At 70.8% G+C, this 26,127-nt stretch carries 21 protein-coding genes; 13 read left to right on the forward strand and 8 right to left on the reverse strand.

The genetic code is table 11. The features are described from left to right. Positions 1-148: 148 nt before the first annotated feature. Positions 149-1,930, forward strand: coding sequence for a 3-hydroxyacyl-CoA dehydrogenase family protein (locus ACZ607_RS06030; protein ID WP_469732205.1), 1,782 nt, complete (start codon positions 149-151; stop codon positions 1,928-1,930). A 100-nt stretch (positions 1,931-2,030) separates the two neighbouring features. Beyond that, on the forward strand, positions 2,031-2,846 hold the full coding sequence (locus ACZ607_RS06035; RefSeq protein ID WP_469732207.1) for a TetR family transcriptional regulator: 816 nt from the start codon (positions 2,031-2,033) through the stop codon (positions 2,844-2,846). A 26-nt stretch (positions 2,847-2,872) separates the two neighbouring features. Here ACZ607_RS06035 and ACZ607_RS06040 read toward each other — a convergent pair whose 3' ends face one another. Beyond that, positions 2,873-3,658 (reverse strand): restriction endonuclease, encoded by a 786-nt coding sequence (locus tag ACZ607_RS06040; RefSeq protein WP_469732209.1) that lies wholly within the window; start codon positions 3,656-3,658, stop codon positions 2,873-2,875. A 127-nt stretch (positions 3,659-3,785) separates the two neighbouring features. Here ACZ607_RS06040 and ACZ607_RS06045 point away from each other — a divergent pair, with 127 nt between their 5' ends. The 9 genes from ACZ607_RS06045 to ACZ607_RS06085 all read left to right on the forward strand — a co-directional run bounded on the left by ACZ607_RS06045 (position 3,786) and on the right by ACZ607_RS06085 (position 14,967). Next, positions 3,786-4,577, forward strand: coding sequence for a GNAT family N-acetyltransferase (locus ACZ607_RS06045; RefSeq protein ID WP_469732211.1), 792 nt, complete (start codon positions 3,786-3,788; stop codon positions 4,575-4,577). A gap of 367 nt (positions 4,578-4,944) precedes the next feature. Then, the gene (gene ccrA, locus ACZ607_RS06050) at positions 4,945-6,282 is read left to right on the forward strand and encodes a crotonyl-CoA carboxylase/reductase (RefSeq protein WP_469732213.1); all 1,338 of its coding nucleotides are present in this window, start codon (positions 4,945-4,947) and stop codon (positions 6,280-6,282) included. A gap of 8 nt (positions 6,283-6,290) precedes the next feature. Further along, a complete protein-coding gene (locus ACZ607_RS06055; RefSeq protein WP_469732215.1) occupies positions 6,291-8,303 on the forward strand; it encodes a protein meaA in 2,013 nt (670 codons plus the stop codon). Next, the gene (locus tag ACZ607_RS06060; protein ID WP_073748756.1) at positions 8,300-9,265 is read left to right on the forward strand and encodes an HpcH/HpaI aldolase/citrate lyase family protein; all 966 of its coding nucleotides are present in this window, start codon (positions 8,300-8,302) and stop codon (positions 9,263-9,265) included. Before ACZ607_RS06055 ends, ACZ607_RS06060 begins: the two co-directional genes overlap by 4 nt. A gap of 1 nt (position 9,266) precedes the next feature. Beyond that, a complete protein-coding gene (locus ACZ607_RS06065; protein ID WP_469732217.1) occupies positions 9,267-9,794 on the forward strand; it encodes a MaoC family dehydratase in 528 nt (175 codons plus the stop codon). A gap of 2 nt (positions 9,795-9,796) precedes the next feature. Continuing rightward, positions 9,797-11,002 (forward strand): acyl-CoA dehydrogenase family protein, encoded by a 1,206-nt coding sequence (locus ACZ607_RS06070; RefSeq protein ID WP_469732219.1) that lies wholly within the window; start codon positions 9,797-9,799, stop codon positions 11,000-11,002. 182 nt (positions 11,003-11,184) lie between these two features. Further along, the gene (locus ACZ607_RS06075; protein WP_362544658.1) at positions 11,185-11,832 is read left to right on the forward strand and encodes a phosphatidylserine decarboxylase; all 648 of its coding nucleotides are present in this window, start codon (positions 11,185-11,187) and stop codon (positions 11,830-11,832) included. 22 nt (positions 11,833-11,854) lie between these two features. After that, on the forward strand, positions 11,855-12,673 hold the full coding sequence (gene pssA / locus ACZ607_RS06080; protein ID WP_014049394.1) for a CDP-diacylglycerol--serine O-phosphatidyltransferase: 819 nt from the start codon (positions 11,855-11,857) through the stop codon (positions 12,671-12,673). A 158-nt stretch (positions 12,674-12,831) separates the two neighbouring features. Beyond that, entirely contained in the window at positions 12,832-14,967 is a 2,136-nt protein-coding gene (locus tag ACZ607_RS06085; RefSeq protein WP_469732221.1) for a SpoIIE family protein phosphatase, read from the forward strand. 106 nt (positions 14,968-15,073) lie between these two features. Here the strand turns inward: ACZ607_RS06085 and ACZ607_RS06090 are convergent, their stop codons facing one another. Beyond that, positions 15,074-16,447 carry a glycoside hydrolase family 5 protein gene (locus ACZ607_RS06090; RefSeq protein WP_469732223.1) on the reverse strand — a complete coding sequence of 458 codons (1,374 nt, stop codon included), beginning with the start codon at positions 16,445-16,447 and terminating at the stop codon, positions 15,074-15,076. Positions 16,448-16,742: 295 nt separating this feature from the next. Between ACZ607_RS06090 and ACZ607_RS06095 the strand changes: the two genes are divergently transcribed. After that, positions 16,743-19,109, forward strand: a complete 2,367-nt coding sequence (locus ACZ607_RS06095; protein ID WP_469732225.1) for a galactose-binding domain-containing protein — start codon at positions 16,743-16,745, stop codon at positions 19,107-19,109. Positions 19,110-19,166: 57 nt separating this feature from the next. Here ACZ607_RS06095 and ACZ607_RS06100 read toward each other — a convergent pair whose 3' ends face one another. From ACZ607_RS06100 to ACZ607_RS06120, 5 genes are read right to left on the reverse strand one after another with little or no spacing between them, the layout of a single operon-like run. Further along, positions 19,167-20,426, reverse strand: a complete 1,260-nt coding sequence (locus ACZ607_RS06100; RefSeq protein WP_469732227.1) for an ABC transporter substrate-binding protein — start codon at positions 20,424-20,426, stop codon at positions 19,167-19,169. Then, positions 20,423-21,520, reverse strand: a complete 1,098-nt coding sequence (locus ACZ607_RS06105) for a branched-chain amino acid ABC transporter permease (RefSeq protein WP_469732228.1) — start codon at positions 21,518-21,520, stop codon at positions 20,423-20,425. Before ACZ607_RS06105 ends, ACZ607_RS06100 begins: the two co-directional genes overlap by 4 nt. Next, entirely contained in the window at positions 21,513-22,403 is an 891-nt protein-coding gene (locus tag ACZ607_RS06110; RefSeq protein WP_469732230.1) for a branched-chain amino acid ABC transporter permease, read from the reverse strand. Before ACZ607_RS06110 ends, ACZ607_RS06105 begins: the two co-directional genes overlap by 8 nt. Then, entirely contained in the window at positions 22,400-23,185 is a 786-nt protein-coding gene (locus ACZ607_RS06115; RefSeq protein WP_469732231.1) for an ABC transporter ATP-binding protein, read from the reverse strand. Before ACZ607_RS06115 ends, ACZ607_RS06110 begins: the two co-directional genes overlap by 4 nt. Next, positions 23,173-23,970, reverse strand: a complete 798-nt coding sequence (locus tag ACZ607_RS06120; protein ID WP_469732233.1) for an ABC transporter ATP-binding protein — start codon at positions 23,968-23,970, stop codon at positions 23,173-23,175. Before ACZ607_RS06120 ends, ACZ607_RS06115 begins: the two co-directional genes overlap by 13 nt. 183 nt (positions 23,971-24,153) lie before the next feature. On the opposite strand from ACZ607_RS06120, the gene ACZ607_RS06125 reads away from it, so the two are divergent. Then, on the forward strand, positions 24,154-24,909 hold the full coding sequence (locus ACZ607_RS06125; protein WP_469732235.1) for a PucR family transcriptional regulator: 756 nt from the start codon (positions 24,154-24,156) through the stop codon (positions 24,907-24,909). Positions 24,910-24,950: 41 nt separating this feature from the next. Here the strand turns inward: ACZ607_RS06125 and ACZ607_RS06130 are convergent, their stop codons facing one another. Next, positions 24,951-26,066 (reverse strand): glycerate kinase, encoded by a 1,116-nt coding sequence (locus ACZ607_RS06130; RefSeq protein WP_469733404.1) that lies wholly within the window; start codon positions 26,064-26,066, stop codon positions 24,951-24,953. Positions 26,067-26,127: the final 61 nt, after the last annotated feature.

A 26,127-nucleotide genomic window follows, 5' to 3' on the forward strand; every position in this document is an offset into this window, starting at 1 on the left:
AGAGCCCCGTCACCTTTCCCCCCGGTGTGCCCCGAGCGGCCGGGACCGCGCACCACGACACGCGTTTGCTCCGCACGCCGAGCGCCGGTCGATTCCGGCCCCGCGCCGCCGTGCTCCTCACAGTCGTCACTCACCCTGGAGTCCCGTGATGGACACCCCGCTCACCACCATTGCCGTCGTCGGCCTCGGCACCATGGGCACCGGCATCGCCGAGGTCCTGGCCCGTGCGGGCCGCGAGGTCGTCGGCATCGACATCAGTGAGGCCGCCGCCCGGCAGGCCGTCGCCTCCCTGGAGGCCTCCACCGCGCGCTCCGTGGCCCGTGAGCGGATCTCGGAGCAGGAGCGGCGCGACATCCTCGCCCGGTTCCGTACGTTCTCCGACCTCCAGGCCGCCGCGGACGCGGAGCTGGTGATCGAGGTCGTGCCGGAGACGTACGAGCTCAAGCAGCAGGTCTTCCGCGAGCTGGACGCGGTGGTCTCCCCCACGGCGATCCTCGCGACGGGCACGAACGCGCTGTCCGTGACCCGGCTGGCCGCCGAGTCGCAGCGCCCCGAGCGCGTCCTCGGCCTGCACTTCTTCAACCCGGCGCCCGCCATGAAGCTCGTCGAGGTGGTCTCCTCCGTGCTGACCGCCCCGCCCGCCGTGGAGAGCGTCACCCGGCTCGCCCGTGAGCTGGGCAAGGAACCGGTCGCGGTCGGTGACCGCCCCGGTTTCGTCGCGGACGGCCTGCTCTTCGGCTATCTCAACCAGGCCGCGGCGATGTACGAGGCGAACTACGCCTCCCGTGAGGACATCGACGCCGCGATGAAGCTGGGCTGCGGCCTGCCGATGGGCCCCCTGGCGCTGCTCGACCTGATCGGCGTCGACACGGCCCGCACGGTTCTGGAGGCCATGTACGCGGCGTCCCACGACCGGCTGCACGCCCCGGCACCGGTGCTCGGCCAGCTCAGCGAGGCCGGTCTGACCGGCCGCAAGGCGGGCCGCGGCTTCTACACGTACGACACCCCCGGCGGCCAGACGGTGGTCCCGGACGCCCTGACGCCGGCGGAGAGCGCGGGTGCGGTGACCGGGCGCACGGTGTCGTCGGTGGGTGTGGCCGGGTCGGGGACCATGGCCTCGGGCATCGCGGAGGTCTTCGCGAAGGCCGGGTACGCCGTGGTGCTGGCCGCCCGCAGCCAGGAGAAGGCGGACACGGCCAAGGCGCGGATCGCCACGTCGCTGGGGCGTTCGGTCTCGAAGGGGCGGCTCACCGAGGAGGCACGGGACGAGACGCTCGCCCGTATCACCCCGGCGGGCTCGCTGGACTCCTTCGCCGACGTCGATCTCGCGGTCGAGGCGGTCGCCGAGGACCTGGAGGTCAAGCGGCAGCTCTTCCAGACCCTGGACAAGGTCTGCAAGCCGGGTGCGGTGCTCGCCACCACCACCTCGTCGCTGCCGGTCGTGGCGGTCGCCCGGGTGACCTCGCGCCCCGAGGACGTCATCGGGATGCACTTCTTCAACCCGGCGCCCGCGATGAAGCTCGTCGAGGTGGTCCGCACGGTGCTGACCGCCGACGACGTCCACGCCACGGTCCGCGAGGTCTGCGTGAAGGTGCGCAAGCACCCGGTCGACTGCGGTGACCGGGCCGGGTTCATCGTGAACGCGCTGCTGTTCCCCTACCTCAACAACGCGATCAAGATGGTCGAGGAGCACTACGCGACGCTCGACGACATCGACGCGGCGATGAAGCTGGGCGGCGGCTACCCCATGGGGCCCTTCGAGCTCCTGGACGTCGTCGGCCTGGACGTCTCGCTCGCCATCGAGAAGGTCCTGCACGGCGAGTTCCGCGACCCGGGCCTCGCCCCGGCGCCGCTGCTGGAGCATCTGGTGGCCGCCGGCTGCCTCGGCCGCAAGACGGGGCGTGGCTTCCGCGAATATGCCCGCCGCTGAGCCGGGAGCCGGGTGGGGCAGGTGGGGCGGGCTGCTGGGACCCTCCGGCGACCCGCCCCCACAGGCGCGCCCGCCCGCACCGATGGGTTACGTTCACCTCATGTCCCAACCCGCCAAGTCCCCCCGTTCCTCCGCCTCGACGGACGCCCCGGAGAGTGCCGCCGGCACCCGGGCCGCCGCCCAACGGCTCAAGATGCGCCGCGAACTGGCCGCAGCGGCCATGGAGCTGTTCGCCACGAAGGGGTACGAGGCGACGACGGTCGACGAGATCGCGGGGGCCGCCGGGGTCGCCCGGCGCACCTTCTTCCGGCACTTCCGCTCCAAGGAAGAGGCCATCTTCCCGGACCACGACGACACCCTCGTCAGGGCCGAGGCCGTCCTCAATGCCGCGCCCGCGCACGAGCACCCGCTCGACACCGTGTGCCGCGGCATCAAGGAGGTCATGAAGATGTACGCGGCGAAGCCGGCGGTCTCCGTGGCGCGCTACCAGCTGACCCGTGAGGTGCCCACGCTCCGCGAGGCCGAGATCGCCTCGGTGGCCCGCTACGAGCGGCTTTTCACGCGCTATCTGCTGGGCCATTTCGACGAGCGCGATCACCACGTGGGCAATGACGACCCGCTGCTCGCCGAGGTCGCGGCGTCCGCCGTGGTGACCGCGCACAACCATGTGCTGCGGCGCTGGCTGCGCGCGGACGGGCAGGGCGACGTGGAGTCGCAGCTGGACCACGCGTTCGCGATCGTACGGGAGACCTTCGGCACCGGGATCGGTGCGGGGCGGACCGCCGGGGCCGAGGCCGGGAAGACCCCCGCCGCCTCGGTCTCCAGGGAGGGCGAGGTGCTGGTCACCGTGGCCCGCACCGACGCGCCCCTGGACGAGATCATGCGGACCATCCAGCAGGCGCTGAAGGAGCACTGAGCCCGGCGCCCGGCCCTGCCGACCGCTCAGCCCTCGGCGGGCTGCACAGGGGCTCCCGCGTACCAGGGCGGGGCCGCGGCGCCCTCGCTCCACGCGGTGAGCTCGTCGGGGCCGACGCAGACGATGCCGCACTGCGCGGCGTAGTCGAGGGCGGGCTCGGTGAATTCGCCGGTGCTGACGAGGAGGGCCACCTCGGCCTCGTGCACCGCGTAGCAGGTGCCGCCGAAGCGCTGGAGATCCTGCGAGCCGACCTTGTTGTCACAGGTGTACCTCTTGCACTGTACGACCAGACGGCGGCCGTCCGGGGTGGTGGCCAGCACGTCCGCGCCCAGGTCGCCTGCGCCTCCGACGACTTCGGCGTCCAGACAGCCGTCCCGCCGGCAGAGAGCGGCGACGGCCTCCTCGAAGTCGTACGGATCCATCGCCGCGTAGTCGACCGGCGGCTCCACGGGAGCGGGGAGCGGGGCGGCTTCGGCCCCCGGCATCTCCTGCTCCGGCATCTCCTGTTCCGGCATCTCCTGCAGGGCGGCGTCCACCACCTCGTACGCGGTCTCGACGGCCGCCTCGGCCGCCCTGGCCGCCGCCCTGCGGCTGCGGCGCATGCGCAGGAGTGCCCAGACGCCGGCCGCCAGCAGGACGGCCGAGGCCACGGCGGCCACCGGGTGCCGTTCGGCGCTCTTCAGCGCCGTGCGCACCGCGAGTCCGCCGCCGCAGATCAGGAGCGCGAGCAACGCGAAGCCGAACGCCGTCCGCCGGAGGTCGAAGCCGGGCCGACGGCCCTTCCGGACACCTCTGCGCGTCTGTATCCCCATCGCGTCCCACCCCTTGTCCACTGCCGGAACTTCAAGATCACTTCCATCTGCCCCGCGCCCGCCGGTTGACGCACGGGCCGGGAGAAACCCGGTGGTCGCGCCGGGGCGGAGGTGCTCGGATGCACGGATGGAACCTGACGAGATGCTGGCCCTCTTCGATCACGAGATGCGCGAACACGCCCGCCCCGACGGCCCGGGGGTACGGGTCGAGCGCGAGCCCGACACCGTCCGCCAGGTCGGCTCGGCGGACGACTGGAACGGTGTCGTCTGGACGGCCCCCGACCTCGACGCCGTACGGGCGGAGGCGGCGATCGCGGCGCAGGTGGAGCACTTCACCGCCCTCGGGCACGACGAGTTCGAGTGGAAGCTGTACTCCCACGACCGGCCCGCCGACTTGGGCGCGAGGCTGCTGGCCGCGGGCTTCGTCGCGGAACCGCCGGAGACGCTGTTCGTCGCCCCGGTCGCCGGCCTGACGGCCGAGGTGGAGCTCCCCGAGGGCGTACGCCTGCGGGACGTGACCGACGCGGCGGGAGTGGAACTGATGGTCAGGGCGCACGAGCTGGCCTTCGGGACCGACGGTTCACGGCTGCGCCATCAGTCCCTGGCCCGCCTCGCGGATGCCCCGGACACCTTCGTCGCGGTGGTCGCCACGGCGGGCGGCGATCCGGTGAGTTCGGCCCGGATGGAGCTCCACCCCGGCACCGGCTTCGCGAGCCTCTGGGGCGGGGGCACGGCCGCCCCATGGCGGGGCAGGGGCGTCTACCGGGCCCTGATCGCCCACCGGGCCCGTATCGCCGCCGCGCGCGGCTGCCGCTTCCTCCAGGTCGACGCGGCGGATCGATCCGCCCCGATCCTGCGCCGGCTCGGCTTCACGGCCCTGGGCACGACGACGCCGTACGTGTACCGCACCGCGCCGTAGCACGCAGAAAAGAGGGAGCAACGCGACATACCACCCATGATGTTGCTCATGCGTGCCTACGAGATGACAACTGAGAGAAATTGTTGGCACTGGGTGCCTTGCCAGCTGTCACGCAGTGCCATACGTTGAAGGCGTCCGGGCGGCCGGCGTGCAGAGATCACTCGTACGCCGGCTGTCCCCGCAGACCACGTGTCCGCGCGCCCGGGCGCCTGCGTCACAGGCAACCCCTTCTGCTCCACCGAGCAGGCCGAAAAGCACCACCCGCCGAACCGACGGCACACCTCCACACCGCACCGCTCCCCTGACCACAGGGGTCCTCCGAGCGTTTCCCTCGACGCCGGAGACCCGATCTGCCGGAGGCATCACCGTGAAGGAAATCCTGGACGCGATCCAATCGCAGGACAGCACGGCCGCGGACTTCGCGGCCCTGTCCATCCCCGAGTCGTACCGCGCGGTGACCGTGCACAAGGACGAGGCCGAGATGTTCGCCGGTCTCGCCACACGCGACAAGGACCCCCGCAAGTCGCTGCACCTGGACGAGGTGCCCGTGCCCGAACTCGGGCCCGGCGAGGCGCTCGTCGCCGTCATGGCGAGCTCGGTGAACTACAACTCCGTCTGGACCTCCATCTTCGAGCCGGTGTCGACCTTCGGCTTCCTGGAGCGCTACGGCAAGCTCAGCGACCTCACCAAGCGCCACGACCTGCCGTACCACGTCATCGGATCCGACCTGGCGGGCGTCGTCCTGCGCACCGGCGCCGGGGTGAACGCCTGGAACCCGGGCGACGAGGTCGTCGCACACTGCCTCTCGGTCGAGCTGGAGTCCTCCGACGGCCACAACGACACGATGCTCGACCCCGAGCAGCGCATCTGGGGCTTCGAGACCAACTTCGGCGGCCTGGCGGAGATCGCACTCGTCAAGTCCAACCAGCTGATGCCGAAGCCCAAGCACCTCAGCTGGGAGGAGGCCGCGTCCCCCGGCCTGGTCAACTCGACCGCGTACCGCCAGCTCGTCTCGCGCAACGGCGCCGGCATGAAGCAGGGCGACAACGTGCTGATCTGGGGCGCGAGCGGCGGGCTCGGCTCCTACGCCACCCAGTTCGCGCTGGCCGGCGGGGCCAACCCGATCTGCGTCGTCTCCAGCCCGGAGAAGGCCGAGATCTGCCGGTCCATGGGCGCGGAGGCGGTCATCGACCGCAACGCCGAGGGCTACAAGTTCTGGAAGGACGAGCAGACCCAGGACCCCAAGGAGTGGAAGCGCTTCGGCAAGCGGATCCGCGAGTTCACCGGCGGCGAGGACATCGACATCGTCTTCGAGCACCCGGGCCGCGAGACGTTCGGCGCCTCGGTCTACGTCACCCGCAAGGGCGGCACGATCACCACCTGCGCCTCCACCTCGGGCTACATGCACGAGTACGACAACCGCTACCTGTGGATGTCGCTCAAGCGGATCATCGGCTCCCACTTCGCCAACTACCGCGAGGCGTGGGAGGCCAACCGCCTGATCGCCAAGGGCAAGATCCACCCGACGCTCTCCAAGGTCTACTCCCTGGAGGACACCGGCCAGGCCGCGCACGACGTGCACCGCAACCTGCACCAGGGCAAGGTCGGCATCCTCGCGCTGGCACCGCGCGAGGGTCTGGGCGTGCGCGACACCGAGCTCCGCGAGCAGCACATCGACGCCATCAACCGCTTCCGCAACGTCTGAGGTCCACCATGACCGAACGTCAGAAGGACCGGCCGTGGCTCATGCGGACGTACGCCGGTCACTCGACCGCCGAGGCGTCCAACGAGCTGTACCGGCGCAACCTCGCCAAGGGCCAGACGGGTCTCTCGGTCGCCTTCGATCTGCCCACGCAGACCGGCTACGACCCCGACCACGTCCTGGCCCGTGGCGAGGTGGGCAGGGTCGGCGTGCCCGTGTCGCACCTCGGTGACATGCGGCGGCTGTTCCAGGACATCCCCCTGGAGCAGATGAACACCTCCATGACGATCAACGCGACCGCCATGTGGCTGCTGGCGCTCTACCAGGTGGTCGCGGAGGAGCAGGGCGCCGACCCCGACAAGCTCCAGGGCACGACGCAGAACGACATCGTCAAGGAGTACCTGTCACGGGGGACGCACGTCTTCCCGCCGGTCCCGTCGCTGCGGTTGACGACGGACATGATCACGTACACGGTCAACCGGATCCCGAAGTGGAACCCGATCAACATCTGCAGCTACCACCTGCAGGAGGCGGGGGCCACTCCGGTCCAGGAGATCGCGTACGCCATGTCGACGGCCATCGCGGTGCTCGACGCCGTGCGCGACTCGGGCCAGGTGCCCGAGGAGAAGTTCGGCGACGTGGTCGCCCGTATCTCGTTCTTCGTGAACGCGGGGGTCCGCTTCATCGAGGAGATGTGCAAGATGCGCGCCTTCGGCCGCATCTGGGACCGGGTGACCCGCGAGCGGTACGGCATCGAGAACCCCAAGCAGCGCCGCTTCCGCTACGGCGTACAGGTCAACTCCCTGGGGCTCACCGAGGCGCAGCCGGAGAACAACGTCCAGCGCATCGTGCTGGAGATGCTGGCGGTCACCCTCTCCAAGGACGCCCGCGCCCGCGCGGTGCAGCTGCCCGCGTGGAACGAGGCCCTGGGGCTGCCGCGCCCCTGGGACCAGCAGTGGTCACTGCGCATACAGCAGGTACTCGCGCACGAGAGCGACCTGCTGGAGTACGAGGACATCTTCGCCGGTTCGCATGTCATCGAGGCCAAGGTCGACGAGCTGGTCACGGAGTCCCTGGCCGAGATCGACCGGATCCAGGAGATGGGCGGCGCGATGGCCGCCGTGGAGTCCGGCTACCTGAAGTCGGAGCTCGTCTCCTCGCACGCCGCACGACGGGCGCGGATCGAGGGCGGTGAGGAGAGGATCGTCGGCGTCAACATCTACGAGACGACCGAGCCGAACCCGCTGACCGCCGACCTCGACGCCGCGATCATGACGGTGGATCCCGAGAACGAGGCGCGGGTCGTCGCCGCGCTGCACGAGTGGCGCGACAACCGCGACGAGGCCCGGGCGACCGAGTCCCTGACGGCCCTGAAGAAGGCCGCGGCGGGCACCGCGAACATGATGGAGGCGACCGTCGAGTGCGCACGGGCGGGCGTCACCACCGGTGAGTGGGCCTGGGCCCTGCGCGATGTGTTCGGCGAGTTCCGGGCGCCGACGGGCGTCTCGTCCGCTCCGGTGGCCGTCGCCGCCGAGGCGGGGACCCCGCTCGCGCTGGTCCGTGAGAAGGTCGCCCGCACCGCCGCCGACCTGGGCATCGGACGGCTGCGTCTGCTGGTCGGCAAACCCGGCCTCGACGGGCACTCCAACGGCGCCGAACAGATCGCCGTACGCGCCAGGGACGCCGGCTTCGAGGTGGTCTACCAGGGCATCAGGCTGACGCCCGAGCAGATCACCGACGCGGCGCTGGCCGAGGACGTGCACTGTGTCGGTCTGTCCATCCTGTCCGGCTCGCACGCCGAGCTGGTGCCGGACGTGCTGCACCGGCTGCGTGAGGCCGGCGCCCCTGACATCCCCGTCATCGCCGGCGGCATCATCCCCCCGGCCGACGCGCACACCCTCATCGAGGCCGGCGTCGCCGCCGTCTTCACCCCGAAGGACTTCGGCATCACCGAGATCATCGGCCGTATCGTCGACGAGATCCGGAAAGCGAACAAGCTCGACCCTCTGGAGGTCTCCGCATGACCACGCCCGTGAACCGTCTGCGCCCGCGCCGCTCCTGTCTGGCCGTGCCGGGCTCGAACCCGCGGTTCCTGGAGAAGGCCCAGGGCCTCCCGGCCGACCAGGTGTTCCTGGACCTGGAGGACGCGTGCGCGCCGCTCGCCAAGGAGGGCGCCCGGCACCACATCGTCGACGCGCTCAACAACGGCGACTGGACGGGCAAGACCCGGGTCGTGCGGGTCAACGACTGGACGACCCACTGGACGTACCGCGACGTCATCACGGTCGTCGAGGGCGCGGGGCCGAACCTCGACTGCATCATGCTGCCGAAGGTCCAGGACGCGCAGCAGGTCGTCGCGCTGGACCTGCTGCTGACGCAGATCGAGAAGACGATGGGCTTCGAGGTCGGCCGGATCGGCATCGAGGCGCAGATCGAGAACGCCAAGGGCCTGGTGAACATCGACGACATCGCCGCGGCCTCCCCGCGCCTGGAGACGCTGATCTTCGGCCCGGCCGACTTCATGGCCTCGATCAACATGAAGACGCTGGTCGTCGGCCAGCAGCCGCCCGGCTACCCGGCGGACGCGTACCACTACATCCTGATGCGCATCCTGATGGCGGCGCGTACGCACGACCTCCAGGCCATCGACGGCCCGTTCCTCCAGATCCGCGACGTGGACGCCTACCGCGAGGTCGCGGGCCGTGCGGCGGCTCTGGGCTTCGACGGCAAGTGGGTGCTGCACCCCGGTCAGGTCGACGCGGCGAACGAGGTGTTCTCGCCCTCGCAGGAGGACTACGACCACGCCGAGCTCATCCTCGACGCCTACGACTGGTGCACCTCCGAGGAGGGCGGCAAGAAGGGCTCGGCGATGCTCGGCGACGAGATGATCGACGAGGCCAGCCGCAAGATGGCCCTGGTCATCGCGGGCAAGGGCCGTGCCGCCGGAATGCAGCGCACCTCCAAGTTCGAAGCTCCGGAGGCCTGATATGCAGTTCGGACGCACCTATGAGGAGTTCGAGGTCGGTGCTGTCTACAAGCACTGGCCCGGGAAGACGGTCACGGAATACGACGACCACCTCTTCTGCCTGCTGACCATGAATCACCACCCGCTGCACATGGACAGCAACTACGCCGAGAACACGACGGATTTCAAGAAGAACGTCGTGGTCGGCAACTACATCTATTCGCTGCTGCTCGGCATGTCCGTTCCGGACGTCTCAGGAAAGGCGATCGCGAATCTGGAGGTGGAGTCGCTGAAGCACGTGGCGCCGACCTTCCACGGCGACACGATCTACGGCGAGACGACCGTGCTCGACAAGACTCCGTCGAGGTCCAAGGACGACCGCGGCGTCGTTTACGTGGAGACGAAGGGCTACAAGCAGGACGGAACGCTGGTCTGCGTGTTCCGCCGCAAGGTGATGGTCCCCACCGCGACGTACATCGAGGCACGCGGCGGGGAGCAGCCCGGCCGCCCCGAGATCGATCAGCCGACGAGCAAGAACGTGGAGAAGTAGCCATGAGCCGACTCGCACAGACCGCCGGTCTGACGGACGTCCAGCAGGAAATTCTCTCCACGGTGCGGGATTTCGTGGACAAGGAGATCATTCCTGTCGCGACCCAGCTGGAGCACCGCGACGAATATCCGTCGGACATCGTCGAAGGGCTCAAGGAACTCGGCCTGTTCGGACTGATGATCCCGGAGGAGTACGGCGGTCTGGGCGAGTCGCTCCTCACGTACGCGCTGTGCGTGGAGGAGATCGCCCGTGGCTGGATGAGCGTGTCGGGCATCATCAACACGCATTTCATCGTGGCCTACATGCTGAAGCAGCACGGCACCCAGGAGCAGAAGGACACGTTCCTCCCGCGGATGGCGCTGGGTGAGGTCCGGGGCGCGTTCTCGATGTCCGAGCCGGCGCTGGGCTCCGATGTCTCCGCCATCTCGTCCAAGGGCGTCAAGGACGGCGACGAGTACGTCCTGAACGGCCAGAAGATGTGGCTGACGAACGGCGGATCCTCCACACTCGTCGCGGTTCTGTGCAGGAGTGACGAAGGACACCCCGAGGGCACGGCGCCGCACAAGTCGATGACGACTTTCCTCGTGGAGAAGGAGGCCGGTTTCGGAGAGGTCCGCCCCGGTCTCACCATCCCCGGGAAGATCGACAAGATGGGCTACAAGGGCGTCGACACGACCGAGCTCATCATGGACGGACTGCGCATTCCGGCCAATCGTGTGCTGGGCGGCACCACCGGCCGAGGTTTTTACCAAATGATGGACGGCGTGGAGGTGGGGCGCGTAAATGTCGCCGCGCGTGGCTGTGGCGTCGCACAACGTGCATTCGAGCTGGGCGTGTCGTACGCCCAGCAGCGTCAGACCTTCGGAAAGCCCATCGCTCAGCACCAGGCGATCCAGTTCAAACTGGCCGAAATGGGCACCAAGGTCGAAGCGGCCCATGCGATGATGGTGAATGCGGCCCGCAAAAAGGACTCCGGGGAGCGGAACGACCTGGAGGCAGGGATGGCGAAGTACCTCGCCTCCGAGTACTGCAAGGAAGTCGTCGAGGACGCCTTCCGTATCCACGGCGGTTACGGCTTCTCCAAGGAGTACGAGATCGAGCGCCTCTACCGTGAGGCTCCGATGCTGCTGATCGGTGAAGGTACCGCCGAGATCCAGAAAATGATCATCGGTCGCCGGCTGCTCGAGGAGTACCGGTTCCAGGGCTGATATGTCCCTTACGAGGTGATTTGGTGGCGAAGAACATCACACCCGGTCAACCCCGTCGGGAGCCTTTCAGCTGTCCGACTCGGCTGCTGGCTTGCCCAGTTGCCGCTCGCACCCGATAGCATCGCCGGAAAGCCGCCGTCCCCCCGTTGCCAGCGCGGCATCATCCGCTACGAAGGTCATCCATGCCCGACAGCCAAATCTCTGCATCCCGCGGCGGGGTCCGCCTTGCGCGCGGAGCATCGCCGTGGCTCCTCCCGACCGTCGCCACCGCCGCCCTCAGCCTCGCCCGGGCCCGCAGGTCCGGACGCTGGGCGGCCGTGGCCGTGCCCACCACCGCGCTCGCGGCGGGCATGCTGTGGTTCTTCCGCGACCCCGAGCGCGAGATCACCCAGGGCCGCGTCATCTCGCCGGCCGACGGCGTGGTGCAGAGCATCATGCCGTGGAAGGACGGGCGCACCCGCGTCGCGATCTTCATGAGCCCGCTGAACGTTCACGTCAACCGGGCTCCGCTGGCCGGCACCGTGACCTCCGTGGAGCACATCCCGGGTGGGTTCGTCCCGGCGTTCAACAAGGAGAGCGAGAACAACGAGCGCGTTGTCTGGCACTTCGACACCGAGCTCGGCGACATCGAGATGGTGCAGATCGCGGGAGCGGTCGCCCGTCGTATCGTGCCCTACATCCCGCAGGGCACGAAGGTGGAGCAGGGCGAACGCATCGGTCTGATCCGCTTCGGCTCGCGCGTGGACATCTACCTTCCGGAAGGTGTCGATGTCGCGGTCGAGGTCGGCCAGGCCACGACCGCGGGGGTGACTCGAATTGACCGTGATTGATCCTGATACCCAGGCGAGCTGGGTGCCCGAGGCGGAGGAGCAGGACGACGCCGAGGACATGCCGCTCTCGATGCGGCTGTCGATAGCGGACACGCTCACCCTCGGTAACGCCACGTGCGGTTTCATGGCGGTGTACTTCACCACCACCGGGATCCTCATCCCGCACCTCACGGGCAGCGACGAGTCGGGCATGGCCAGGCACTCCGCGGCGACCGCGGTGATCCTCATGCTCATGGCGGCCGTCTTCGACCTGTTCGACGGGCTCGTGGCGCGCAAGCTGCGCTCCTCGCCGATGGGCGCGGAGCTGGACAACCTCTCGGACCTGATCAGCTTCGGCCTCGCACCGGCGTACTTCGTCCTGGTGTACGGGATGGTCGCGGACGACGCGCACCAGCGGGTGTCGGCGCTCGCGGCGATCGTGGTGCTGCTGGCGGTGGTGCTCAGGCTTGCGCGGTTCTCGTGCGTGACCTTGAAGGACGGCATGTTCCAGGGCATGCCGAGCCCCTTCGGAGCGCTCACGGTCGTCTCGATCGTGCTGCTGGAGCTGCCCTTCGTGCCGACGCTGCTCGCGATCATCGGAGTGGCGTGGCTGATGGTCAGCCGGGTCGAGTACCCGAAGCCGCGGGGTGTCCTCGCGGTGGCGATGCTCAGCTGGATCGTGGCCGCGATGGGGCTCCTCGCCGCATGGGCGTTCGACGCCCCCGGCGGCCAGCTGCTCCTCCAGACCGGCTGCGCGCTGCAGGTCGTCCTGGGGGCGGTGATCCCGCTCTTCGCCACGGCACGGCGGGTGAACACCTTCCGTGACAACCGGCGCGAGGCCCGGGCGGCGCAGCTCCCGTAAGCACGCGGTACACGGTACGACGAGGGCCCCGGATGCTCCCCGGCATCCGGGGCCCTCGCGCGTGCGGTGGCCGGGCCGTCCGCAGCCGGCGGCGAGTACGTACGTACCCGATGCGGCAGCGGGTGCGCGGCCGCGCCTCACGGGGGACGCTGGGGAGCATGCAGGACCACGCAGCCTCTGTCGCCGCCACGGGTTCGGGCACGGAGTCGCTCGGCAGTGCCGTGACGCACGTCGTGCAGGAGACCGGCGCGTCCGTGGCGATGCTGTACCTGCTCCCCCAGGACGACACCACCCTGCACCTGACGGTGCTGTCGGGGGTGCCCGGCCAGCTGGCCGTGCCGTGGACCCGGGTGCCGCTGTCCGCCCCGATCCCGGTGGCCGACGCCGTACGCCTGAGGTGCCTGATCTGGCTCGGCAGCCAGGAGGAGCTGGCCCTGCGGTATCCGCGTCCGGCCCTCGTCCTGCCGTACCGGTTCGCGCTGGGCGCCGCCCCGATCCGCACCGGCACCGTCGACCGGGGCGGGCTGGTGCTGCTGTGGCCCGGCTCCCACCCCCCTCAGCTGGCACCCGAGGAGCGGGAGGCCGTCGTCAGGGGCTGCCACGGCATCGGCATGCTCCTCCAGCAGGCCGAGAGCAGCGGCTATCCGATCTCGCCCGGCGCCCAGCCGCACGTGCTGCCGCCGCCGGAGCCGCCCACCCCCGGGCCGGACGAGGCCAGGATCATCGCGGAGTTCGTGCGGCGGCTGCCGGGCGGGAGCTGCGCGCTGTCGATCGAGGGAAGGGTGGTCTTCCTCGACGCCGCCGCCGCCGATCTGCTGGGGACGCGGGCCGAGGACATCCTGGGCACCCTGCCCTGGGAGTCGCTGCCCTGGCTGGACAACCCCGCCGTCGAGGACCACTACCGGGCAGCGGTCATCGGCCGTCAGCGGACGTCCTTCACCGTGGTGCGGCCACCGGACCGCTGGCTGTCCTTCCACCTGTTCCCCAGCTCCACCGGCATCAACGTCCGGATCGTGCCCACCGCGCGGCCGGGCCCGCAGGACGTCCCGGCGCCCTCCCTGCCCAACGACTCCGCCGCACCCAGCCGGGCCACCGCGCTGTACCACCTGATGCACCTGGCGGCGACGCTCACCGAGGCCGTCGGCACCCAGGACGTGATCGGCCTGGCGGGCGACCAGCTGATGCCGGCCTTCCGCGTCCAGACGCTCATCCTGATGACGTCCGTCGAGGGGCGGCTGCGGATCGACGGACGCCGCGGAACCCATCCCGCACTCATGGACCGCTTCGACGGCGCTCCCCTGACCTCGCCCACGCCTGCCGCGCACGTGCTGACGACGGGCATCCCCGACTTCTACTCCACCTTCTCCGAGCTGGAGCGCGCCTACCCCTCGGCGGGCCTGCGCAACGCGGTGGAGGCCTGCGCCTTCCTCCCGCTGATCGTGTCGGGGCACCCGGTGGGCTCGCTGGTCCTCGCCTACGACCGGCCGCACCCCTTCGAGGCCGAGGAACGCGCCCTGCTGACCTCGATCGCGGGGCTGCTCGCCCAGGCCCTGGACCGCGCCCGCCTCTACGACACCAAGGACCGGCTCGCGCACAGCCTGCAGGCCCACCTGCTGCCCCACAGCCTGCCCAGGATCCCCGGCCTGGACGTGGCGGCCCGCTACCTGCCCTCCACCCGGGGCATGGGCATCGGCGGCGACTTCTACGACCTGATCCGGCTCGACGACACGACGGCCGCCGCGGCCATCGGCGACGTACAGGGCCACAACGAGAACGCCGCCGCGCTCATGGGGCAGGTCCGTACCGCCGTGCACGCCTCCGCGGGCGCGCCGCCCGACGAGGTGCTCGCGCGTACCAACCGTCTGCTCACCGATCTCGACCCGGGCCTGTTCACCAGCTGCCTCTACATCCATCTCGACCTCGCCCGGCACGTCGCCCGCCTGGCCACCGCCGGGCATCCGGCCCCGCTGCTGCGGCAGCCGGACGGGCAGACCGACGTCCTCAAGCTGCCGCCCGGGCTCCTCCTCGGCATCGACCCCGCGTCCTCCTACCCGACGGCCGAGGTGCCGCTGCCGCCGGGCGCGGCGCTCGCCCTGTACACCGACGGGCTGGTGGAGGCTCCGGGCGTGGACTTCGACGACGCCGCCGCCGAGCTGGCCGCGAACTTCGCCCTCGCGCTCGACCAGGACATGGAGTCCGTCGCCGGCGCGCTGGTGCGGTACGCGAAGCGGGCCACGCCCGGCACCGACGACATCGCGCTGCTGCTCATCAACGCGCTGCTGACGGACGGCTGAGGACGGGCCGGGGTCCGGGGAGGGTGGAGAGCCCTGGGGCGCCGAGGCGGTGGGGTGTCATCGGCGCCCCAGGGCGGTCGGGGGGCGGTGGTCCCGGGGCTCGGGATCAGCCGCCGTACAGGTCGTTCAGGCTGATGCCGGTGGTGCTGCCCTCGCCGCCGAGCCGGACCTCGTGGTCGAGGCCGACGAACTTCCCGCCGGACTGCCAGAGGGCGGGCTTGAGCACGGCGTACTTGGCCTCGTCCCAGGTCGCCCAGTCGTAGCCCAGCAGGCCCCCGGTGTCACCGGAGTTGGGATTCAGGCACCAGAAGGTGTGGTGGATGCCGTTCTCCACCATCAGATCGCGCAGGGCGGTCATCCACTTCTGGTTCGGGCCGCCGTCGAGGTGACCGCCCCACTCCCCGACGAAGAGCGGCGCGGTGCCGTCCTTGTGCAGGTAGAGCCAGTTGGGGTCCCAGACGTCGCGCTCCAGCGTGGTGCGGTCCCACTCCCCCTCGAACCAGGGCTGCTGGTACACCAGTGGCCCGTAGTCGTGCGGGGAGTAGACGAGCTGGTCCTGCTGCGCGCCGAGGTCGACCGGGTGGTCCTTCGCCCCGCGCAGGTTCCCGCCCCACCACATGCCGTGGTAGTCGGCCGCCGAGGTGGAGGACCAGTCGGTCCCGTCCTTGGGGTAGATCTCGATGCCCTCGCACATGACGAGGACGTGCGGGTTGATCGCGAGGATGCGTTTCCCGGCGGTCTCGCAGGTGTACTTGAAGTTGTCCTGGTCGGTGGAGCCGTCCCACTTGGCCCGCGGGCTGTCGGACTGCTTGCCGTGGGGCTCGTTCTTGACGTCCATCGCCACCAGGGTGTCGTTCTCCCTGTAGCGGGCGGTCACCCATTCCCAGGCGGAGTAGAACTGCTCGGTGGTGATCGTGCCTTTCCACCACACGGGGTGGATGTGGCCGGAGTTGTCGGCCTCCGCGCTGTGGACGTCGAGCATCACCTTGATGCCGTACTTCTCCGCCACCCCCAGGAAGGCGTCGAAGACCCCGAGGGTCGTGAGCCCCTCCAACTCCGGGTTGGCCCAGGTGTTGACGGCGCTGGAGGGCGCCGCCCGGCCGTCCTTCCACTCCAGCAGGAGCTGGGTGGAGATCGGCACCCGGACGATGTTGATGCCGCGCTCCGCCATCTGCCGGGTGACCGTGTCCAGGTTGGCGGACCACAGGCCGTGGAAGACCCGCTCGGTCGCGTTGAAGCCGAACCAGTTGGCACCGGTGAGCCAGACCCGGTCGCCCCGGTCGTCGACGATCCGGTTGCCCTCGGTGTGCAGCCAGTCCGTGCCGGTGCCGGCGGCGGGTGCCGTCGCGGACTCGGCGCGGGCCGCCCGGGGGCCGTCCGGCGCCCCCGCGGCCTGCGCGGAGCCCGTGCCGGACAGCGTCATCAGGAGGGCGGTCGCGGTGACGGCGGCGGCCGTCGCCCTGGCCAGCCGTTTTCTCATCCGTGGCTTCATCCGTTGTCGCCTTTCATGGGGGTGAGGCGGGCAGCGGAGGTGGGAGCGCTCCCATTCCGTTGGTCACATGAAGCCAGCGCGACGGAACGCCTGTCAATGGGCATGACAAGCTTCACCTCTTGAAGACGTATGCCCTCCCGGGACGCTCGGCATTCCCGCCGCTGAGTCACTTATTTGAGCGATGAAGACGAAATCTTGCGCAGCACCGTGGACTTCTTTACGGCGATGCTCCTAGCCTGTGGGACGTCCGAAGAGCCCCACGAGCCGCAAGGACGACCCACACGTGACCCCACCACTCGCTGGACCACGTCTGCTCAGACGCTCCCTGTCCGCCTCCCTCTCCCTCGCACTCGTCGCCGCGGGCACCGCCGCGGCGGTGGTGCTGGCCGGCGCTCCGCCCGCGCAGGCCGCCGCCGTCCCCGCGCCGTCGCCGGTCGGGATATCCGGCCGGGGCGCCACCGTCCCGTTCAAGGAACAGGAAGCCGAGTACGCCGCCACCAACGGCACCCTGATCGGCCCCGACCGCCTGTACGGGGCCCTGCCGTCCGAGGCGTCCGGCCGACAGGCGGTGACCCTCGACGCCGTCGGTGAGTACGTCGAGTTCACGCTCACCGCCCCGGCGAACGCCATGACCTTCCGCTACTCGCTGCCGGACGACGCGGCCGGGGCGGGCCGGGACGCCTCGCTCGACCTGCGGGTCGGCGGCACCTCGCTCAAGAGCGTGCCGGTGACCTCGAAATACGGCTGGTACTACGGGGGTTACCCGTTCAACAACAACCCGGGCGACAGCAACCCGCACCACTTCTACGACGAGACCCGGACCCTGTTCGGATCGACCCTGGCGGCCGGTACGAAGGTCAGGCTCCAGGTCACCTCCACCGCCGGCTCACCGTCGTTCACCATCGACCTGGCCGACTTCGAGCAGGTCGGCGCCCCGGTCGGCAAGCCCTCCGGCGCGCTGGACGTGGTGGGCGACTTCGGCGCCGACCCGACGGGGGCCGCCGACTCCACCGCGAAGATCCAGGCCGCGGTGGACGCGGGACGCTCCCAGGGCAAGGAGGTGTACATCCCGCAGGGCACGTTCAAGGTCCAGGACCACATCGTCGTCGACAAGGTGACCCTGCGCGGCGCCGGACCCTGGTACAGCGTGCTGACCGGACGCCACCCCACGGACCGCAGCAAGGCGGTCGGCGTGTACGGGAAGTACGCGGCGCAGGGCGGCAGCAGCAATGTCACGCTGAAGGACTTCGCCATCATCGGCGACATCCGTGAGCGGGTGGACAACGACCAGGTCAACGCCATCGGCGGGGCCATGTCCCACTCGGTCGTCGACAACGTCTGGATGCAGCACACCAAGTGCGGTGCCTGGATGGACGGCCCGATGGACGACTTCACCATCCGGAACAGCCGCATCCTGGACCAGACGGCCGACGGGGTGAACTTCCACTACGGCGTCACGAACTCCACGGTGACCAACACCTTCGTCCGCAACACCGGGGACGACGGTCTGGCCATGTGGGCGGAGAACGTCCCGAACGTGAAGAACAAGTTCACCTTCAACACGGTGATCCTGCCGATCCTCGCCAACAACATCGTGACGTACGGCGGCAAGGACATCACGATCTCCGACAACGTCATGTCGGACACCGTCACCAACGGCGGCGGGCTGCACATCGCCAACCGCTATCCGGGCGTCAACTCCGGCCAGGGCACGGCTGTCTCCGGTACGCACACCGCCGCCCGCAACACCCTGATCCGTACCGGGAACAACGACTTCAACTGGCGCTTCGGCGTCGGCGCGATCTGGTTCAGCGGGCTCAACGAACCGATCAGCGGCGCCACCATCAACATCACCGACAGCGAGATCCTGGACAGCTCCTACGCCGCGATCCATCTGATCGAGGGCGCGAGCAACGGGCTGCACTTCGAGAACATCAAGATCGACGGTGCCGGTACGTACGCGTTGCAGATCCAGGCCCCGGGCACGGCCTCGTTCGAGAAGGTCGTCGCCACCCACATCGCCCAGTCCAACCCGATCCACAACTGCGTGGGCAGCGGCTTCCAGATCACCCGGGGGGCCGGGAACTCGGGGTGGTACGCCGATCCGCCCGCCTGCACCGGTGTCTGGCCCGACCCGGTGTGGACCAACGGCGGGGTCCCGGGCGGCGGCGGCCCCACCGACCCGACGGATCCGACCGATCCGACGGACCCGACCGATCCGCCCGAGGAGACGGGCAACCTCGCTCAGGGGCGTCCGGTCACCGAGACGAGCCACGCCGATGTGTACGGCGCCGGCAACGTGGTGGACGGCAACGCGAGCAGCTACTGGGAGAGCCGTAACAACGCGTTCCCGCAGTCCGTCACCGTGGACCTCGGTGCCGCCAAGGCGGTCAAGCGCCTGGTGCTGAAGCTGCCCCCGGCCGCCGCCTGGGCGAAGCGCACCCAGACCGTCGGCGTCACGGGCAGCACCGACAACTCGGCGTACAACACGCTGAAGTCGCCCGCCGGGTACACCTTCGACCCGTCGAGCGGCAACACGGCGACGGTGACACTGACCGGGACGCCGGTCCGCTATCTGCGGCTGACGTTCACCGCCAACACCGGCTGGCCGGCGGGCCAGTTGTCCGAGCTGGAGGCCTACACCGGCTGACCGCGCACACGGACGGGCCCGGCCCCCACGGCCGGGCCCGTCGCTGTGCGGGGAGGGTCAGGGCTTGAGCGCGAACGACTCGGCGGCCGGGGCCACCTCGGCCGGGCGGACCACCTTGAGGCCGCCCGGGGTCTTGGCGTCCGGCTTCATGACGACGGTCTGCCGGGTGGAGGGCGCCGCGGGGTCGGTGAAGTCGTGCGCGATCCCGAAGTCGGCGCCGAAGTCCTTGACGGTGAGCAGGGCCTTGTCGACACCCTCGCGGGTGAGGTCCTTGGACGCGCAGGCCTTCTTCAGCGCCTCGCCGAACACGGACGCGGCGTTGTACCCGGCGATGACGCCGTTGTCGAGGCCGTCCTCGGGGTACTGCGCCGCGTACGCCTCGGCGAGCTTCGCCGGGCCTTCCGCCGCGTCCCCGATGGGCAGGGTGGAGGCGCCGATGTAGTAGTCCTTCTGCAGCGCCGCGCCCGCCTGGGTCGCCAGGAGCTGCGGGGCGTACGCCGAGTTGTTGCCGACGACCGGGACCTTGAAGCCGGTGGCCGCGGCGACGCCGACCAGGGAGGCCGCCTGGCGCGGTCCCGCGCTGATGACGACCGCCTTCACGCCGGCCTGCTTGAGGGCGGAGACCTGGGCGGTCATGTCGTTGTCGGTCGGCTTGATCTTCTGCTCGACGACGGTCAGGCCCGCCTCCTTCGCCGCGTGCTTGGAGCCGGCCAGGGCGTTCTCGCCGTAGTCGCCCTCGAAGTAGACGTGCCCGATCTTGTCGCCCTTGGCGATGCGCTTCCCGTCGAGCAGGAAGTCGATCAGGTTGATCGTCTCGACGTCGTACGTGGCGCCGATGACACGGACGTACTTGGAGCCGACCAGGTTCGCCGACCAGGCCTGGGGCAGGACGATGCCCTTGTCCTGGCCGTCGATGCGCGACTCGACGGCGGAGACGAACGGGGAGCCGATGAACTGGGTGAAGCCCAGCACCTCCGGTTCGAGCTCGGTGTAGGCGCTGATCGCCTTCTGCGGGTCGTATCCGTGGTCGCGGACGGACAGTTCGACCTTCCGGTCGCAGATGCCGCCGGCCTTGTTGGTCTCCTTCACCCAGAGCTGCTGGGCCTGGGTGACGCTCTTGCCGAGCGAGGCGTACACCCCGGTCATGTCGGTCAGCGCCCCGAGGGTGATCTTCGAGTCGGTGACGCCCTGCCCGGTCTTCACCCCGCTCCCGTCCGCGGCGCCGTCGTCGGAGGACTTCGCCTTCCCGCTGCATCCCGCGAGAGTGAGGGTGAGGGTGAGAGCCGCGACGACGGCTCCGGCAACACGTGGCTTCATTTCTTCTTCTCCCCTGGATTCTTCGGACGTGCAAGGCCGCCGGGCAGGAACAGGACGACCGCGACGACCGCGGCGCCGTACAGATAGCGGGACGCCTCGCCCGGTGCGACGCCGCCCGTACCGGGGGCGGACACCAGGGGGAGGGAGTCGCTGTAGTGGGTGAGCACCTGCGGGAGCAGCGAGACGAACGCGGCGCCGATGACGGCTCCCGCGACGCTGCCGAGCCCGCCTATGACGATCATGGCGAGGTATTCGAGGGACAGGATCATGCCGAAGTACTCGGGTACGGTCCGCTGGAAGACCAGGGCGAGCAGGACGCCCGCGAGGCCCGCGTACATCGAGGACAGGACGAAGACGCCGGCCCGGTACCTGGCGACCGGGACGCCCATCACGCCGGCGGCGATCCGGTGGTCCCGGATGGCGTTGAGCGCCCGGCCGGGCCTGCCGCGCAGCACCCCGCGGGCGAAGAGACCGCCGGCCAGCAGGGCCGCAAGACCCAGGTACCAGAGCTTCTCGGACGAGTGGAAGGGCACGGCGGCGACGACCACCTCGGTGTCGTCGAAGGTGAGGCCGAAGAGCGAGAGGGGCGGCACCGGGCGGCCGTTGAAGCCGCCGGTCAGCGAGTCCGCGTTGAACAGCACGTGCTGGCCGATGAAGATCAGCGCGAGTGTGGCGATGCCGAGGTAGGCGCCGCTCAGCCGCCCCGCGATGGGGCTGAAGAGTCCGCCCGCCGCGCCCGCCAGGAGCACGGCGAGGACGGCCGCGAGCCAGGTGGGCAGGCCGAGGCCGGTGAGGGCGTGGCCGTTCTCCGTACCGCTCTCCCCCGCCAGGACGCAGTAGCCGTACGCGCCGACCGCGAGGAAGAAGGCGTGGCCCATGGAGAGCTGGCCGGTGGAGCCGGTGAGGAGGTTGAGGCCGATGGCCCCGATCGCGGCGGCCATGGCGAACAGTCCGGCCTGGAGCCAGAACCGGTCCAGGTAGAAGGGGAAGAGGAGGAGCAGCACCGAGCAGGTGAGCCAGAGGTAGGGGGCGGGCCGGCGCAGCCGGCCGGTGAGGGCTGCCGCCGGGGTGACGTCCTTGATGGCTTCAGACACGGGACAGCTCCTTCGTGCCGAGGAGTCCCGCCGGCCGGACGAGCAGGACGACCACCATCACCAGGTACGGGGCGAGGTCGCCGATGCCGCGTCCGAGGAAGGAGAGGTCGCTCTGGTAGCCGGTGGCGAGCGACTCGGTCACTCCGACGACGAGCCCTCCGACGAGTGCCCCGGTGGTCGAGTCCAGGCCGCCGAGTATCGCGGCGGGGAAGGCCTTGAGCGCGGCGAGCGAGGTGGCGCGTTCCAGGCCGGGGGTCGGGAACACGGTGAGGAAGAGCGCGGCGACGGCGGCGAGCGCCCCGGCGACCGCCCAGGCGGAGAGCGAGACCCGGCCGAGCCGGATGCCCATGAGTGCGGCGGTCCGCGGATTCTCGGCGGCGGCCCGCATGGAGACGCCCCACGAGGTGAAGCGGAAGGCGAGCAGGAACACCGTGATGAGCAGTCCCGCGACGAGGAACGCCGCGATGCGGGTCTCGGCGAGGGTGACGCCCCCGACGGTGACGACGTCGTCGCCCCACGGGTCGCCCAGCGACAGGACGTCCGTGCCCATGCGGCGGGTGAGTTCGATGGTGAGGAGGATGTCGACGCCGATGGTGACGATGGCCAGGACGCTCTGGTCGCTGCCCCGGTAGCGGCGCATGACGAGGAACTCGACCGCCGAGCCGACGACGGCGGCGCCCGCGATCCCGACGCCGAGCGCGGGCCAGAAGCCGATGTCGTCGTGGAGTACGGCGGTGACGTAACCGCCGGCCAGGAGCAGCGAGGCATGGGCGAAGTTGACGACCTCGGTCGCCTTGAAGATGACGACGAAGCCCAGGGCGATCAGTGCGTAGACCGAGCCGATGGACAGGCCGCCGAGGAGGAGTTCGATGAAGGTGGTCATTCCTGTGCCCCCAGGTAGGCCTGCACGACGGCCGGGTCGTTCTGCACCTCGGCGGGTGTGCCGGCCGCGATCCTGCGTCCGAAGTCGAGGACGGTCACGGCGTCCGCGAGCCGCATCACCACCCCCATGTCGTGTTCGACCATGACGATCGAGATGCCGAGGCTGTCGCGCACTCCGGCGACGACGGCGGCGGTGCGCCGCCGCTCGTCGGCGGTCATGCCGGCGATGGGCTCGTCCAGGAGGAGGACCTCGGGTTCCATGCAGAGGGCGCGGCCGAGCTCGACGAGCTTCTGCTTCCCGTACGGGAGGGCCGCCGCGGGGAAGTCGAGTTCCTCGTCCAGGCCGATGAACTCGGCTATCTCCCGCACCCGTTCGCGATGGAGCGCGGCCTCCCGGGTCGCGGAGGGGAGCCGCAGCCCGGAGGCCAGGAACCCGGCGCGGGTGAGCCGGTGCCGTCCGAGCATGAGGCTCTCGGCGACGGTGGCGTGCGGGGGCAGGGCCAGGTTCTGGAAGGTGCGGGCGACGCCGTGGCCGGCGATGGTGTGCGGGGCGAGGCCGGTGAGTTCGGTGTCGCCCAGGTGCACGCTGCCCGAGGTGGCGCGGTAGACGCCGGAGAGCACGTTGAACGTGGTGGACTTGCCCGCGCCGTTGGGCCCGATGACGGCGTGCACGCTGCCCGGTTCGACGGTGAAGGAGACCGCGTCGAGGGCGGTGAGTCCGGCGAAGCGCACGGTCACGTCGCGCACGGTGAGCGGGGCCGGGGCGGTCGTCACGCGGACCACCTGCTCAGGGTGCGGGTGACGTCCTCGGCCCGGGCCGCGTCCTCGGCGGCCGTCTCGTCGACGACGCCGAGATAGCGCCGGCGTACCTCGTCGGAGGCGGCGAGTTCGCCGGCCGGGCCGTGCAGGGCGACCTCGCCGACGTCCAGGACGTACGCGGTGGAGGCGAGCCGCAGCGCGATGGCCGCGTTCTGCTCGACGAGCATGACGGAGGTGCCGCCCGCGTTGATCTCCTGGACGGTCTCGGCGATCCGGGCCGCCATCAGCGGGGCGAGTCCGAGGGACGGCTCGTCGAGCAGCAGCAGGCGGGGTCCGGCCATCAGGGCGCGGCCCATCGCCAGCATCTGCTGCTCGCCGCCGGACAGCAGTCCGGCCCGCTGGTGCGCGCGGTCGGCGAGCACGGGGAACAGTTCGTGCACCCGCCGGAGGGCCGTGGCGGCGGCCTTGCGCCCGCCGCGCGCCCCGAGTGCGCCCGCCCGCAGATTGTCCGCCACCGTCATACGGGCGAACACCTGCCGCCCTTCCGGTACCTGGATCACTCCCGCCGCCACCACCTGGGCGGGGCGGAGCCCGTCCAGGGGGCGGCCGTCGAAGCGGATGGTGCCCGTGCCCGTGCCGCGGTGGAAGCCGAGGGTCCGCGACACGGCCCGCAGCAGCGTGGTCTTGCCGGCGCCGTTGCCGCCGAGTACGGCGGTGATCGCGCCGGCCGGCACGTCGAAGGAGACGTCGCGCAGTGCCCGTACCGGGCCGTAGCCCACGGACAGTTCGCGGATCTCGAGCGTTGCCATGCGTCCTCCTCCTTCCGACTGGTCGTCGTGGTGCCACAGACCAGCAGCGGGCGCGGCGTGCGTCCACGGTCCCGGGCCCGATCGCTGCGGGTGACCAGTCTTCGGGCGCGCGGGTTGTGCCGGTGCACAGCGGCGGGTGGTCCGCCGTCGTGCCCGGTGCGGCCGGTGGCATCCTCACCAGCCATGAGCGGACCGGCTGCGGAAAACGGCGGGGACATGCGGCGGCGCGGTGGCGCGCGGGGCCGGGCGCTGCTCGACGCCCTGCTGGAGGGCCGGTCGGACCCGGGGCTCGCGGCGCGCGCGGCGAGCGGTCTCGGTCTGCCGGAGCGGGGCCGTTACGTGGTGGCGGCGCTGACGGCGGGCGGATGCGGGCCGGCGGCCGGGGCGTTGGAGGCGGACGGTCTGCCGTTCGTCCTGCGGAGGCTGAGGGGCCGGGAGGTCCTCGTCGTCGCTCTGGGTGACCGGGATCCGGCGGCGCTCGCCGCGTTGCTGGCGCGGTGGTGCCGGGGCCCGGGCGGGATCGGTCCGGTGGCCGAAGGGCTGGCGGGGCTGGGGGCCGCCCGCCGGCTGGCCGAGGTGGCGCTGCTGACCTGTCCGCCCGGCACGTCGGAGGTCGTACGGCTGGAGGAGCGGCTGCCCGCGGCGCTGGTGGTGAGCCAGCCCCAGCTGTCGGCGCGACTGGTCGAGGACGTCCTGGGCCCGCTGCTGGCGGTGGCCCCGGCGGACCGGACGCTGCTGCTGCGGACGTTCGAGGCGTGGCTGGAGTGCGGGGGGTCGGCGGGCCGGGCGGCGGGGCGGCTGTACTGCCACCGCAACACCGTGCTCAACCGGTTGCGGCGGCTGGAGCGGCTGACCTCACGGTCGCTGGCGCGGCCTCGGGAACTGATCGAGATGACGCTGGCGCTGGACGCGTTCAGACTGACCGCGCCGCGGCCATGAGGGGGTGCGGGGCATCCCCCACACCCCCTCCTGACGGCGCGTCAGGACAGGAAGTCGCGGGCGATCGCCTCGGCCGCGCCTTCCAGCAGGGGTCCGGCCTGCGCCATGCAGACGGCGGGGTCCGGCTCCAGGTCCGTCAGGGCGTAGGCCCGGCTGATGCCCGCGTCGGCCAGTGCCTCCGGCGGCAGGGCGAGACGTCCGCACACCGCGACGGTCCGCACGCCCGCGGCGCGTGCCGCGGCGGCGACACCCGCCGGGGCCTTGCCGTGCAGGGTCTGCTCGTCGAGCGATCCCTCACCGGTGACGACGAGCGTGGCCCGGGCCAGCGCGGGGGCGAAGCCGAGGACATCGAGCATGACGTCGATCCCGGGGCGGAAGCGCGCGCCCAGCGCGACCAGGGCGCCGTAGCCGATGCCGCCGGCGGCGCCCGCTCCGGGCAGCTCGGCGGTCTCGGGTCCCAGCACGGACGCGTAGTGGGCGAGCGCCGCGTCGAGGACCGCGATGTCGTCCTCGGTGGCGCCCTTCTGCCGCCCGTAGACCTCGGGGGCGCCCTTCGGGCCGGTCAGCGGGTTGTCCACGTCGCTGGCCAGGATCAGGTCGACGTCCGCGAGCCGGGGGTCGAGCCCCGACAGGTCGGCCTCGGCCAGCGCGGCGAGCGCGGCGCCGCCGGGGCCGACGGGCTTGCCGTCGGCGTCCAGGAAGCGCGCCCCGAGGGCGGCGAGCATGCCCGCGCCGCCGTCGTTCGTGGCACTGCCGCCGACGCCGAACACGATCGTCCGGGCGCCCGCGTCGAGCGCCGCCGCCAGCAGTTCCCCGGAGCCGTACGTGGTCGCCGTGAGCGGGGCGAACTCCCCCGCCGGCAGGTGCTGGAGGCCCGAGGCCTCCGCCATCTCCACCACGGCGGTGGTGTCCCGCACCGCGTACGCCGCCGTGACCGGGGTCCCCAGCGGTCCGGTGACCCGCGCCTCGCGGCGCTCGAACCCGGCGGCCACCGCCGCCGCGACCGTGCCGTCGCCGCCGTCCGCGACGGGCAGGGTCTCGACCCGCACCCCGGGGACGACGCGCCGAAGCCCGGCCGTCACCCGCTCCGCGACCTGTACGGCCGTGAGCGATCCCTTGAACTTGTCAGCCGCCACGAGCACGTGGGCGGTCTCCATCGCTGCTCCGTCCGTCACCTTGCATCCCTTGCTTTCGAACAGGCAGTCGCGCCGCCCCGAC

Source organism: Streptomyces sp. NPDC104381, assembly GCF_055583745.1.